Here is a 12,327-nt window from a genome sequence, read left to right as displayed (position 1 = left end):
TCGGTCGTGTCAGCCCGCCTTGAGCTTGTGCTCACCAAGCGCCGCGCAGTCGATCTGTGCCGCGTCGCGGGTTGCTGCTGTTGTTGTTGCTGTTGAGCGCAGCCGCGCGCTTTCGCGCGCCCGCTCGGGCCTTGAGCCCTGAGCCTGCACACAACCGGGCCTTCGACAACAACAGGAGTTCTTTCACATGTCTTCGACATCCACCCGCCCCATCACCGGTGTTCAGCCTGCTCAGGTGGACGTGCGGGGGCCGCGGTTCGCGGCCTGGGTCACCACCGCGGTCCTGATCGGCACGCTGCTGGTCGCCGGAGTGAGTGAGCCCGCGGCCGCGGTGCTGCTGGGCGCACAGGCAGTGGTGTTCGCGATCGGCGCGGCCGGTGGCCCGCGCAAGCACCCCTACGGCCGGCTGTTCGCCACGTTCGTCGCGCCGCGCCTGGCACCGGTCACCGAACGTGAGCCGGTTGCGCCACTGAAGTTCGCCCAGTTGGTCGGGTTCGTTTTCGCCGTCGCCGGGACCGTGGGGTTCGCCTTCGGCATCACTGCGCTCGGCCTTACCGCCACCGCGTTCGCGTTGGTGGCGGCCTTCCTCAACGCCGCCTTCGGCATCTGCCTGGGTTGCCAGATCTATCCCCTGGTGGCTCGGCTGCGCCGCGTCCCCAATCCCGCATGACACCCACCAGACATATCAAATAGCAAGCAACCGAAAGGAATTCGTTACATGGCACGTTCCGACGTCCTGGTCTCGACCGAATGGGCCGGGAACAATCTCAATACCGCCGGCGTGGTGTTCGTCGAGGTCGACGAGAACACCAGCGCCTACGACGACGAGGGCCACATCCCCGGCGCCGTCAAGCTGGACTGGAAGGACGACCTGCAGGACGCCGTCAAGCGTGACTTCGTCGACCAGCAGCAGTTCTCGAAGCTGTTGTCCGACAAGGGCATCGGCAACGACGACACGGTGGTCCTGTACGGCGGCAACAACAACTGGTTCGCGGCCTACGCCTACTGGTACTTCAAGCTGTACGGCCACAACGACGTGAAGCTGCTCGACGGCGGCCGCAAGCGCTGGCAGCTCGACGGCCGCCCGCTTGTCACCGATGCCGTCAGCCGCCCGGCGACGTCCTACTCGGCCAAGGCACCCGACAACAACATCCGCGCCTTCCGCGACGAGGTCATCGCCGCAATCGGCGAGAAGAACCTGGTCGACGTGCGCTCCCCCGACGAGTTCTCCGGCAAGATCCTGGCCCCGGCACACCTGCCGCAGGAGCAGAGCCAGCGCCCCGGGCATATCCCCGGCGCCATCAACGTTCCGTGGAGCAAGGCAGCCAACGAGGACGGCACCTTCAAGTCCGACGAGGACCTGGCACAGCTGTACGCCGCGGCGGGCCTCGACGGAGACAAGGAAACCATCGCCTACTGCCGGATCGGTGAGCGTTCCTCGCACACCTGGTTCGTGCTGCAGGAGCTGCTGGGACACCAGAACGTCAAGAACTACGACGGCAGTTGGACGGAATACGGCTCCCTGGTGGGCGCCCCGATCGAGTTGGGAAGTTGATATGTGCTCTGCACCTAAGCAAGGACTGACGCTGCCCGCCGGCGTCGACCTGGAGAAGGAAACCGTCATCACCGGTCGCGTGGTGGACGGCTCCGGCCAGGCGGTCGGTGGTGCCTTCGTGCGTCTGCTGGACTCCAGCGACGAGTTCACCGCTGAGGTCGTGGCCTCGGCAACCGGTGATTTCCGGTTCTTCGCCGCTCCCGGTACCTGGACGCTGCGCGCCCTGTCCCCCGCGGGCAACGGCGACGCCAGCGTGGCCCCGACCGGCGCCGGCATCCACGAGGTCGACGTCAAGGTTGCCTAGCGACGAAGGAGCTAGGCCATCCAGCTCGGCCTAGTCCTTCCTCCAGTCGAACGTGAGCTTGTGTACGAGGATTCGCACGAATCTGACACACAAGCTCACGTTCGGCGTGTATAGGGGCGTCCCGACCCGGGGCGCCGACACCTTCGACAAGGAACTAGACTCACTCCCGTGGTGCTCTTCTTCGAGATAATGCTCGTCGCGGCCGTCGTGGTGATCACGTGGTTCGCGTTGTACGCGCTGTACCGCCTCGTCACCGACGAGTCGTGACCTCCGACCGAGACATTCCAGCCGAGGCCTCCGTCCCTGAGCGAGGCTCAGGTGACCGAGCCATAGCGGCCGCCGCTGAACGGGCCAAGGCCACGGCCTCCCGTAACATTCCGGTCTTCGATGACCTCCCGGTTCCCGCCGATACCGCCAATCTGCGCGACGGCGTCGAACTCAACGATGCGCTGCTGGCACTGTTGCCGTTGGTCGGCGTCTGGCGCGGGGAAGGCGAAGGCCGCGACACCCATGGCGACTACCGTTTCGGCCAGCAGATCATTGTTTCCCATGACGGCGGCGACTACCTGAACTGGGACTCCCGGTCGTGGCGACTGAACGAATCGGGCGAATACGACTCCCCCGGCCTGCGTGAGACCGGCTATTGGCGATTCGTGACCGATCCCGAGGATCCCGCCGGCCGGGACGAGTCGCAGGCCATCGAACTGCTGCTGGCCCATTCGGCCGGCTATGTCGAGCTTTTCTACGGCAAACCCCTGACCCAGGCGTCCTGGGAGCTGGTCACCGATGCACTGGCCCGCAGCAAGTCCGGGTTGCTGGTGGGGGGCGCCAAACGGTTGTACGGCATCGTCGAAGGCGGAGATTTGGGCTACGTGGAGGAACGTGTAGACGCCGACGGCGGCCTGGTGCCGCACCTGTCGGCCCGACTGTCCCGGTACGTCGGCTGATGCGCCGGCCGATCATCGCGGCAGGTCTGCTTGCCGCGGCAGCGATTCTCGGAGCGTGTTCGTCGGAGGGGCCGCAACCGGCTCCCACCGAGCCGCCTGCCGAGCACGGCAACTACGCGCACTGCCTGTCCGAACACGGCGTGCCCGTCGCGCCCGGCCCGGTCGCCGGGCCACCGGCCGGTGTCGACCAACAGACCTGGCAGCAGGCCGTCAAGGCGTGTTCCACGCTGGCTCCCGGCCCGAGCTAGTTCTCGCGGTAACTGCCCGCCGCACAGCGGACACATAGCCGGCGATTAATCCGCGCTCAGCGGGGTCTCATACGGTCATCGCATGAGACAGAGCGCCGTGACGAGAAAAACCTTTGTGCGAACCGCATTTTCGGGCCTGGCCGCGCTCGCGGTGATCGGTTCGGCGGCCGCGTGCGCCTCCGGCGAGTCGACGGATTCCCCGACGCAGGCCGCGCAGTCGTCAACGCAGGCACCCATGTCATCGTCGGGGCAGCCGTCGGCACCGGTCACCCCGGATGCCTTCGGACAGTGCATGCAGGAGCACGGGATTCCCGCGCCTCCCGAGGGCACACCCGGTGCACCCGGCGGACCTGAGCATCCCGGCGGACCTGAGCATCCCGGCGGACCCGGTCACCACCCGGACGGTCCGCCTCCGGGTGGGTCAGACAGCCCACCGCCCGGTGCGGGTGCGACGCCGCCGGCACCACCCGGAGTCGATCAGGCGCAGTGGGAGGACGCGATGCAGTCCTGCCAGTCACTGGCACCACACCCGCCACCGCAGTAACGGTTTCAGCCGACCCCAGATATGGGGCGGCCCCCGAGCCTTGGTACCTGGTTGGACAGACCGAGGGGCTCGGGGGCCGGGTGGCTGCGGGGGAATTCGCCAGCGCGCGCAGGCAGTATCCCCGGCGCTGCTAGCGGGCAGCCACCTCACATGTCCATAAGTCACTCAATTTCTCGGACCACCTCCTTCCCTGTGTGATCACGAAGCTACCCCCGTCCGCTCACGCCGACAAGCGATTTACGCGCGGCTCAGCGGTCACTGAGGATCGCCGCGTCCACCAGGCCGGAGATGTCGGCGGCCAGTGGCGCATCGGGCAGCCGTCGGCCGTCCAAGGTGTGCACCCGAGCTGCCAGGGTGATGCTGGAAATCAGCCAAACCCCTTGTGCGGTAAGCAGATCCGCAGGCTTGAGGGAACGGAAGTCGCAGTCGTAACCCTTGTTGCGGGCTACCTCGAACAGTGCCTGCTGGGTGGTGCCACGCAGGATCGGATACCAGGGCGGCGGGGTGAGCAGCAGAGGCTGACCATCGTTCTCCTCGGTCGCGATGACAACGGTCGACCGCGGCCCTTCCAGCAGGTAGCCGTCGGAGCTCACGAAGATCACGTCGCCGGCGCCCTGGCGTTCGGCGTGCCGCAGCGCGGCCATGTTCACCGCGTAGGACAGGGTCTTGGCACCCGCGGCCAGCCATGGCATGTCGCCGGCACCCAGCGGCAACCCTCGGTCCAGGGTGATCGCCGCCAAGCCGTCGCGCCGCACGCCGGCCACCCGGTCGGCCAGGGCGCCGATGGTGACGAACGCAGTCGCGGGGCCACCGCTTTCGCGCCCTCGGCTGTACACCAGGCGCAGCACGCCGTCGTCGTCGTGGTCGGCGATCCAGCACTCGGTCCCCAGCGCCACCGCCGCCCGCCAGGCATCCAGGTCCGGCACGGGCAGATCCAACATCTTGGCGGATTGGGCCAGGCGGGCCAGGTGCGGCTCAAGGAGGCAGGGCCTGCCGTCACGCACCAGCAGCGTCTCGAAGACCCCGTCGCCGCGCACCGCGGCCAGGTCGTCGGCGTACAGCAGCGGGGCGTTGGGGTCGTGGATCTGCCCGTCAAGGGTGACCAGCACGGCTGGTGGGCTCGCCATGGGGCCCCAGCGTAGTTTGCGCGTGCGAGCAGCTTGGGCGAAGAGCGACAAACGTACAGTTGGGCTATGACTGCACTACCGTCAGCGGTTCCGGCGCCCGAGGCAGGTCCCGACGCCGGCGCCGTCTGGCATTACGGTGATCCGCTCGGTGAACAGCGCGCAGCGGCAAGCGCCGCGGTCCTGGTGGATCGCTCGCACCGGGCGGTCCTCACACTGACCGGCAAGGACCGGCAGACGTGGCTGCACAGCATCTCCAGCCAGCACGTCAGCGCATTGCCGGACGGTGCGGTCACCGAGAACCTGAGCCTGGACCTGCAGGGCCGTGTCGAAGATCACTGGATCCAGACCGAGCTCGCGGGGACCACCTATGTGGACACCGAGCCGTGGCGGGGCGAGCCGCTGCTGGCCTACCTGCGCAAGATGGTGTTCTGGGCCGACGTGCAGATCGAGCCGGCCGACCTGGCGGTGTTGTCACTGCTGGGGCCCGGGTTGGCCGACGAGAAGGTGCTCAAGGCCGTGGGTGTCGAGGAGCTGCTGCAGGAGTCGACCGCGGTGGCACTGCCCGGCGGCGGTTTCCTGCGCCGGTTGCCCGCACCCGGCATCGAACTGGACCTGGTGGTGCCACGCGAGTCGATCGCGGACTACACGCGGCGGCTCGCTGATGCCGGGGTCCGACCGGCCGGGGTGTGGGCCTATGAGGCGCACCGGGTGGCGGCCGCACGGCCGCGGCTGGGCGTCGACACCGACGAGCGGACCATCCCCCACGAGGTCGGTTGGATCGGCGGGCCCGGCGTCGGGGCCGTGCACCTGGACAAGGGCTGCTACCGCGGTCAGGAGACCGTCGCCCGCGTGCACAACCTGGGCAAACCGCCCCGGATGCTGGTGATCCTGCAACTCGACGGTTCCACGGACCGCCCGGTCACCGGCGATGCGGTGACCGCGGGCGGCCGCAACGTCGGTCGCGTCGGCACGGTCGTCGAGCACGCCGACGAGGGCCCGATCGCATTGGCCCTGGTCAAGCGGGGAATACCGGTCGATATCGAGCTGGTCGTCGGGGAGCAGGCCCAGGCACCGGCCGTGATCGACCCCGATTCGATGCCGGAGGCCGACGCCACCGCCGGAGCCGGCCGCGCGGCAGTCGACCGACTCCGAGGCCGTTAAGCCGTGAAACTGCTCACCAGCACGTAAACTCACCCGGTCAACGACGACGTGACGACCGTCTCATCGCCCCTTCGGCGAACCTGGTGACGGTCGCCCAACCGTGCAACGACGCAGGGCAGCCGGGCCCCGGCCACTCGATGTGAGGCAGGGCCTGACAGCACTTCTCGGACGGGCACGGTAAAGTGTTGGCAGGACAATAAAGACACACAGATCGGAGCCGCCTAGCTATTGGGCCGCTCCGTTATTGCGCGAGGGGGTCCCCCATGGGCCGCGGCCGGGCGAAGGCAAAGCAGACCAAGGTTGCACGTGACCTGAAGTACAGCTCGCCGAATACCGACTTCAGTCAGCTCCAACGTGAGCTGTCGGGATCTCCCGATTCCGGTGACGCCAATGACGACGCCGAAGACTGGTCGGGCGAGGATGACTGGCGGCGCTGAGCCGTCGACACTCCGTTGTAGAACCTAGACACAGGTCGCGCTGACAGCGCATGTCGCTTATCAGCGCGACCTTGTCTAATGCCTAGAACCGCGGATGCTGTCCAACCAGTTGGGCGCGCACACTGTCCTTGCCGCCCTTCTTCACGGTTCCCAGCGTCCAGCAGTCCAGGTGACGTGCGGTCAGAATGGCCAGCGCGCGATCGGTGTCCTCAGGGGCCACGACCGCGACCATCCCGACACCCATGTTGAACGTCTTCTCCATCTCGGCACGCTCGATGCGTCCGCGCTGGGCGATCATCTGGAACACCGGGGCCGGCGTCCATGTGCCGCGATCCAGTTCCGCGGTCAGCCCGTGCGGCACCACGCGCTCCAGGTTGCCCGCCAGGCCGCCACCGGTGACGTGGCAGAACGTGCGCACCTGGGTCTCGGCGGCCAGCGCCAGACAGTCCTTGGCGTAGATGCGCGTCGGCTCCAGCAGCTCCTCTCCGAGCGTGCGACCGAACTCCTCGACGTGGCCGGCAAGGTTCATCCGGTCGATCTCGAGCAGCACCTTGCGGGCCAGGGAGTAGCCGTTGGAGTGCAGTCCGCTGGAGCGCATGGCGATGATCACGTCGCCAGGGCGGACACGGTCGGGCCCGAGCACGTTGTCGGCCTCGACGACGCCGACGCCCGTCGCGGAGATGTCGTAGTGGTCGGGTTCCATCAGGCCGGGATGTTCGGCTGTCTCACCGCCCAGCAGGGCGCAGCCGGCCTGGACACAGCCTTCGGCGATACCGGACACGATCGCGCTGACGCGCTCCGGCACGGTGCGACCGACGGCGATGTAGTCCTGGAGGAACAACGGCTCGGCGCCGCACACCACGAGGTCGTCGACCACCATGGCGACCAGGTCCAGCCCGACGGTGTCGTGCTTGTCCATGGCCTGCGCGACGGCGAGCTTGGTGCCCACCCCGTCGGTCGAGGCAGCCAGCACCGGCTCGCGGTATCCGCCCCGCAGGGCGAACAACCCGGCAAAGCCGCCCAGGCCACCCCTGACCTCCGGACGGGTCGCCTTCGCGGCGAGGGGTTTGAAGAGTTCGACGGCGCGGTCACCGGCTTCGATGTCCACTCCGGCCGAAGCGTAGGAAATGTTGCTGTGTTCGGCGATGCCGTGCTGTTCGGCGCCCTTAGTCATCGCAAGCAAGGCTACCGCCCCGCCGTTGCGGGGGTACAGCGCAGGAGGCGTTAAGGACCCCTCAAGGAGGTGGCGCCGTCAGGGACGCCACGATGCCGGAGACGTCAGGGACGTCTGAGTGCCGAAGCGTTGTCGTTGTCGGGCTGCAGCGGGACGCCGGTGCGGGCTGCGGTGGCCAGCATGTGCTCGACGACGTTCTTGCCCAGTGCTGTCTCGCCGGGCAGCTCGATCGGATAGTTCCCGTCGAAACACGCCGAACACAACCGGGTGGCGGGCTGTTCGGTGGCCGCGATCATGCCCTGCTGGGAGATGTAGCCCAGGCTGTCGGCGCCGATGGCGTGCCGCACGGCCTCCAGCATCTCGCCCTCGTGTTCGGCCGACGCCGCGTTGGCGATCAGCTCGGCCGGGGTGGCGAAGTCGATGCCGTAGAAGCAGGGCCATCGCACCGGGGGCGACGCGATCCGGACGTGAACCTCCAGCGCGCCGGCCTCCCGCAGCATGCGAACCAGTGCGCGCTGGGTGTTGCCGCGCACGATGGAATCGTCGACGACGATGAGCCGCTTACCGCGGATCACCTCCCGCAGCGGGTTGAGCTTGAGCCGGATACCCAGCTGCCGGATGGTCTGTGAGGGCTGGATGAACGTGCGCCCCACGTAGGCGTTCTTCATCAGGCCCTGCCCGAACGGGATGCCAGATTCCTGTGCGTACCCGACCGCCGCGGGCGTTCCCGACTCCGGGACGCCGATCACCAGGTCGGCATCGATCGGGTGCTCGCGGGCCAGCCGCCGGCCGATGTCGACGCGCGTGGCGTGGACCGAGCGGCCCACCAGGGTGCTGTCGGGGCGGGCCAGGTAGACGTACTCGAAGACGCAGCCCTTGGGTTCAGGGTTGGCGAACCGGGTGGAGCGCACCCCGTCGGCGTCGATGGCCAGCAGTTCACCGGGTTCGATGTCGCGGACGAAGGAGGCGCCGACGATGTCGAGGGCGGCGGTCTCGGAGGCCACGACCCAACCCCGGTCGAGCCGGCCCAGCGCCAGCGGCCGCACACCGTGCGGGTCGCGGGCGGCGTAGAGGGTGTTCTCGTCCATGAAGGTCAGGCAGAAGGCGCCGCGCACCGTGGGCAGCAGCTCGAGGGCGGCCTGCTCCAGGGTCGCATCGGCGGCGCCGTGGGCCAGCAGCGCACCCAGGATGTCGGAGTCCGTTGTCGCTGGAGCGGTGGCGCTCCCCCGGATCGTCATGTCGATCAGTCCGGCGGCGCGGGCCCTTGTGGCCAGTTCGGCGGTGTTGACCAGGTTGCCGTTGTGGCCGAGTGCGACGCCGGTTCCGGCGGCCGTGTTGCGGAACACCGGCTGGGCGTTCTCCCACGTGGTGGAGCCGGTGGTGGAGTACCGGCAGTGCCCGACGGCGACGTGGCCCGGCATCGCGGCCAGGGTCTGCTCGTCGAACACCTGGCTGACCAGCCCGAGATCTTTGAACACCAGGATCTGTGAGCCGTCGGACACCGCGATGCCCGCAGCTTCCTGGCCACGGTGCTGCAGCGCGTACAAGCCGTAGTAGGTGAGCTTGGCGACGTCCTCGCCGGGAGCCCAGACTCCGAATACACCGCACTCTTCGCGCGGTTCGTTTTCGTCGAGTTGCTGACCAGTCACGATAGGGCTGCTCCCGGGGCGGCGGTTGGTGACATAACCGAGTCTACGGTCCAGGCGGGCCAACAAAAGAATCGAATGGCCGGTCTGGCACCGGCTTTTGCAACAACCGGCGCCACCTTCGCCATTCCCCCACCCGTTCGCCAGGGTGTGATCAGCCGTAGCCGGAACCGTCGGGTTAACCCCATCGACCCACTACATGCCAACCGCAAGGATGGATTTCGTGACGCGTCAACTCTCCGACAAGCCGGCAACCGATCCCCTCGATTCCGACGACCCGGCTCAGCCGCAACCCTGGCCGGAGGTGACGAAGATCGCATTCCGGTTCTGCTTCCTTTACTTCGGCCTGTTCTGTTTGTTGTTCGCGCAGATCACCTTCGCCTTCCTTGGGATCGTGGGCCACTGGCTGCCGGACCGGGCGGTGATGTGGCAGATGACCGTCCTGGGCCCGGTAGTGACCTGGGTCGGCCGTCATGTGTTCGGCGTCGAGGCGGTGCTGCATCAGGACTCGGGCAGCGGGGACCAGGCCGCGATCTGGGTGATGATCTTCTGCCTGCTCGTCTTCTCGGTGGTCGGCACCGCGGTGTGGTCATGGGTGGACCGGCAGCGGCAGGACTACTCGAGGTTGTGGGTGTGGTTCCTGACGTTTGTGCGGTTGTGCGTGGCCGGGCAGATGTTGTTCTACGGATTCGCCAAGCTCATCCCGACGCAGATGCCGGCTCCACCGTTGGCGGCGTTGCTACGCCCGTACGGCGAGTTCAGCCCGGCCTCGGTGCTGTGGCTGCAGGTGGGCAGCTCCTATCCGTACGAGATGGCACTGGGTGCGGTCGAGGTTCTCGCCGGCTTGCTGCTGTTCGTGCCCCGAACCGCGACGCTGGGTGCGCTGCTCGCCCTGGCCAGCATGGTCCAGGTGTTCCTGCTGAACATGACGTTCGACGTGCCGGTCAAGATCCTGTCCGGGCATCTCATGTTGATGGGCCTGGTGCTGCTGGCGCCGCAGTACCGGCGGCTGGCCGACTTCCTGGTGCTGCAGCGCAACACGGAACCGGCCGTGCAACCCGAACTGTTCGCCGGTGCCAGGGCCAACACCATCGCGACACGGGTCCAGGCCGTACTCGGCATCTGGATGGTGGCCGGCTGTGTCCTGACCGGATGGCAGAGCTGGAGCGAGTACGGCGGCGGGCGCGCCAAACCCGAGTTGTACGGGATCTGGACGGTGAGCCGGTTCGACGTCGACGACAGGACGGCACCGCCGCTGACCACCGACCAGTACCGTTGGCAGCGAGTCGTTTTCGACCTGCCCGAGGTCGTGACCTATCAGCGCATGAGCGGCGAATTGGTGGACGCACCGGTCAAGGTCGACGGGCACAACCTCACCGTGTCGGGACCGGACGGCACGCCCCTGGCCACACTCACCGCATCCTGTCCGACTCCGGACCAGCTGCAGCTGACCGGCACGTTGTCCGGTCGCAACGTCACGATATGGCTGGATCGCATGGATCTCGACGAGTTCACGCTGCGTAATCGGGGCTTTCACTGGGTGCAGGAGTATCCCTACTTCCGGTGATCAGGCCCCCAGCGGCACCACGGGCAACCATCGGGCCACTTCACCGGCCCGCGAACCTGACATCTGCACGGCGGATCCGGCTGCATCGAGATCGAGCAGTCCGGTGGCCAGCAGCAGCCAGGTCCGCGGGTCGGTTTCCACGACGTTGGGCGGATTGCCGCGGGTGTGCCGCGGCCCTTCGATGCACTGCACCGCCACGAAGGGCGGTACCCGGACCTCGACGCTGGCACCCGGCGCCATCGCGGCCAGGGTGCGAGCGGTCAACCTGACCGCCTCGGCCAGTTCGGTGCGGGCGGGCTCCGGGTGAGTGGGTGCGCGCAGCCAGTCGGCCACGGCGGCGACCGCCGCCCTGGTCTTTTGCGGATCGACATTGCCTCGCGCGGCCATGCCATAGAGTCTCGCAAAATGTCTGCCGATCACCGAAATCCGCCGTACCGCTTGGCCGGTGCCGTGTTTCTGGTGATCATCGCGCTGCTACTGGGGTTGATCGTGGCGCAGTTCCGGGGCGTCTTCGAGCCCAGGGCCCCACTGACACTGCTGGCCTCACGCGCGGGCCTGGTGCTCGATCCGGGTTCGAAGGTGACCTTCAACGGTGTTCCGATCGGGCGGGTGGGCTCGGTGGACGCCGACTCCGACCCGGTCCGGGCTCTGGTGCATCTCGACATCAACCCGAAATACCTGGACCTACTCCCGGCCAACGTACAGACCTCGATCCAGGCGACCACGGTGTTCGGCAACAAATACGTGGCCTTCACCTCTCCGGAACATCCCAGCCCGCAACGGGTTTCGATCTCGACCCCACTCGACGTCACGGCGGTCACCACCGAGTTCAACACGTTGTTCGAGACGATCACCGCGATCACCGAACAGGTCGACCCGATCAAACTGAACCAGACCTTGTCTGCCACGGCCCAGGCGTTGAGTGGGCTGGGCAGCGCCTTCGGCCAGTCTCTGGCCGACGGCAACACCATCCTCGACGATCTGAACCCGCGCATGCCCGCGCTGCGCCACGACATCACCGCACTGGCCGATCTCGGCGAACGCTATGCGGCGGCCGGTCCCGATCTGTTCGACGGCCTGGGCGACGCGGCGCGTAGCGCTGCCACCTTCAACTCCCAGCGCGGCAACCTCGATGCCGCGCTGGTCGCGGCGATTGGCTTCGCCGGAACCGGTTCGGACATCCTCGAGCGCGGCGGTCCGTATCTGCAACGCGGCGCGCAGGACCTGATCCCGACGTCGAAGCTGTTCGACAAGTACCAGGGGCAACTGTTCTGCACCATCCGCAACTACCACGACGTGGCGCCCGCCTTCTATGCGACGTTCGGCGGCGACAACGGATACTCCTTCGAGAGCACGGGAACCTTGTCGAGCATCGGCGTCGGCAACACCTACGTGTATCCGGACAATCTGCCGCGGGTGAACGCCAAGGGCGGGCCCGAGGGCAAGCCGGGCTGTTGGAAGCCGATCACGGCCGACCTGTGGCCTGCGCCGTATCTGGTGATGGACACCGGTTTGTCGATTGCGCCGTACAACCATGTCGAGCTGGGCTCACCGATCTTTGTCGACTACGTCTGGGGCCGTCAGATCGGTGAGCCCACGATCAATCCGTGACGGCCT

15 protein-coding genes are annotated in these 12,327 nt (G+C 67.3%); 11 read left to right on the top strand and 4 right to left on the bottom strand.

What is annotated here, in order from left to right; all coding sequences use genetic code 11:
- Positions 1–6: 6 nt before the first annotated feature.
- The 7 genes from AC4ELH_RS31260 to AC4ELH_RS31230 all read left to right on the top strand — a co-directional run bounded on the left by AC4ELH_RS31260 (position 7) and on the right by AC4ELH_RS31230 (position 3,598).
- Positions 7–96: an Ms5788A family Cys-rich leader peptide gene (locus AC4ELH_RS31260; RefSeq protein WP_350222965.1), complete on the top strand. Its 90-nt coding sequence runs from the start codon at positions 7–9 to the stop codon at positions 94–96.
- A 91-nt stretch (positions 97–187) separates the two neighbouring features.
- Positions 188–670, top strand: a complete 483-nt coding sequence (locus AC4ELH_RS31255) for a DUF4395 domain-containing protein (RefSeq protein ID WP_064884786.1) — start codon at positions 188–190, stop codon at positions 668–670.
- 48 nt (positions 671–718) lie between these two features.
- Positions 719–1,555 (top strand): sulfurtransferase, encoded by an 837-nt coding sequence (locus tag AC4ELH_RS31250; RefSeq protein WP_498888639.1) that lies wholly within the window; start codon positions 719–721, stop codon positions 1,553–1,555.
- A 1-nt stretch (position 1,556) separates the two neighbouring features.
- Positions 1,557–1,859 (top strand): DUF1416 domain-containing protein, encoded by a 303-nt coding sequence (locus AC4ELH_RS31245; RefSeq protein ID WP_003884652.1) that lies wholly within the window; start codon positions 1,557–1,559, stop codon positions 1,857–1,859.
- A 263-nt stretch (positions 1,860–2,122) separates the two neighbouring features.
- Entirely contained in the window at positions 2,123–2,806 is a 684-nt protein-coding gene (locus AC4ELH_RS31240; protein ID WP_088304623.1) for a heme-binding beta-barrel domain-containing protein, read from the top strand.
- The gene (locus AC4ELH_RS31235; protein WP_055117705.1) at positions 2,806–3,054 is read left to right on the top strand and encodes a hypothetical protein; all 249 of its coding nucleotides are present in this window, start codon (positions 2,806–2,808) and stop codon (positions 3,052–3,054) included. The genes AC4ELH_RS31240 and AC4ELH_RS31235 overlap by 1 nt, the downstream gene beginning before the upstream one ends.
- An 82-nt stretch (positions 3,055–3,136) precedes the next feature.
- The gene (locus AC4ELH_RS31230) at positions 3,137–3,598 is read left to right on the top strand and encodes a hypothetical protein (RefSeq protein ID WP_498888635.1); all 462 of its coding nucleotides are present in this window, start codon (positions 3,137–3,139) and stop codon (positions 3,596–3,598) included.
- Positions 3,599–3,846: 248 nt separating this feature from the next.
- On the opposite strand, the gene AC4ELH_RS31225 is transcribed toward AC4ELH_RS31230, so the two are convergent.
- On the bottom strand, positions 3,847–4,725 hold the full coding sequence (locus AC4ELH_RS31225; RefSeq protein ID WP_064958893.1) for an aminodeoxychorismate lyase: 879 nt from the start codon (positions 4,723–4,725) through the stop codon (positions 3,847–3,849).
- Between the two features lie 66 nt (positions 4,726–4,791).
- Between AC4ELH_RS31225 and ygfZ the strand changes: the two genes are divergently transcribed.
- Positions 4,792–5,886, top strand: coding sequence for a CAF17-like 4Fe-4S cluster assembly/insertion protein YgfZ (gene ygfZ / locus AC4ELH_RS31220; RefSeq protein WP_498888633.1), 1,095 nt, complete (start codon positions 4,792–4,794; stop codon positions 5,884–5,886).
- Positions 5,887–6,149: 263 nt separating this feature from the next.
- Entirely contained in the window at positions 6,150–6,323 is a 174-nt protein-coding gene (locus AC4ELH_RS31215; RefSeq protein WP_082449106.1) for a DUF3073 domain-containing protein, read from the top strand.
- 82 nt (positions 6,324–6,405) lie between these two features.
- Here AC4ELH_RS31215 and purM read toward each other — a convergent pair whose 3' ends face one another.
- Complete coding sequence (purM, locus tag AC4ELH_RS31210) at positions 6,406–7,497, bottom strand: phosphoribosylformylglycinamidine cyclo-ligase (RefSeq protein WP_064884772.1); 1,092 nt, start codon at positions 7,495–7,497, stop codon at positions 6,406–6,408.
- Positions 7,498–7,601: 104 nt separating this feature from the next.
- Entirely contained in the window at positions 7,602–9,146 is a 1,545-nt protein-coding gene (purF, locus tag AC4ELH_RS31205) for an amidophosphoribosyltransferase (protein ID WP_448447494.1), read from the bottom strand.
- Positions 9,147–9,357: 211 nt separating this feature from the next.
- Between purF and AC4ELH_RS31200 the strand changes: the two genes are divergently transcribed.
- The gene (locus tag AC4ELH_RS31200) at positions 9,358–10,710 is read left to right on the top strand and encodes a DoxX family protein (RefSeq protein WP_498889503.1); all 1,353 of its coding nucleotides are present in this window, start codon (positions 9,358–9,360) and stop codon (positions 10,708–10,710) included.
- Here AC4ELH_RS31200 and AC4ELH_RS31195 read toward each other — a convergent pair whose 3' ends face one another.
- Positions 10,711–11,097, bottom strand: coding sequence for a sterol carrier family protein (locus AC4ELH_RS31195; RefSeq protein ID WP_064884766.1), 387 nt, complete (start codon positions 11,095–11,097; stop codon positions 10,711–10,713).
- 18 nt (positions 11,098–11,115) lie between these two features.
- Here AC4ELH_RS31195 and AC4ELH_RS31190 point away from each other — a divergent pair, with 18 nt between their 5' ends.
- Positions 11,116–12,321 (top strand): MCE family protein, encoded by a 1,206-nt coding sequence (locus AC4ELH_RS31190; RefSeq protein WP_498888630.1) that lies wholly within the window; start codon positions 11,116–11,118, stop codon positions 12,319–12,321.
- The last annotated feature ends 6 nt before the right edge of the window (positions 12,322–12,327 follow it).

The organism is Mycobacterium shunyiense, assembly GCF_058270075.1.
This window is presented reverse-complemented; position numbering and strand designations above follow the sequence as displayed.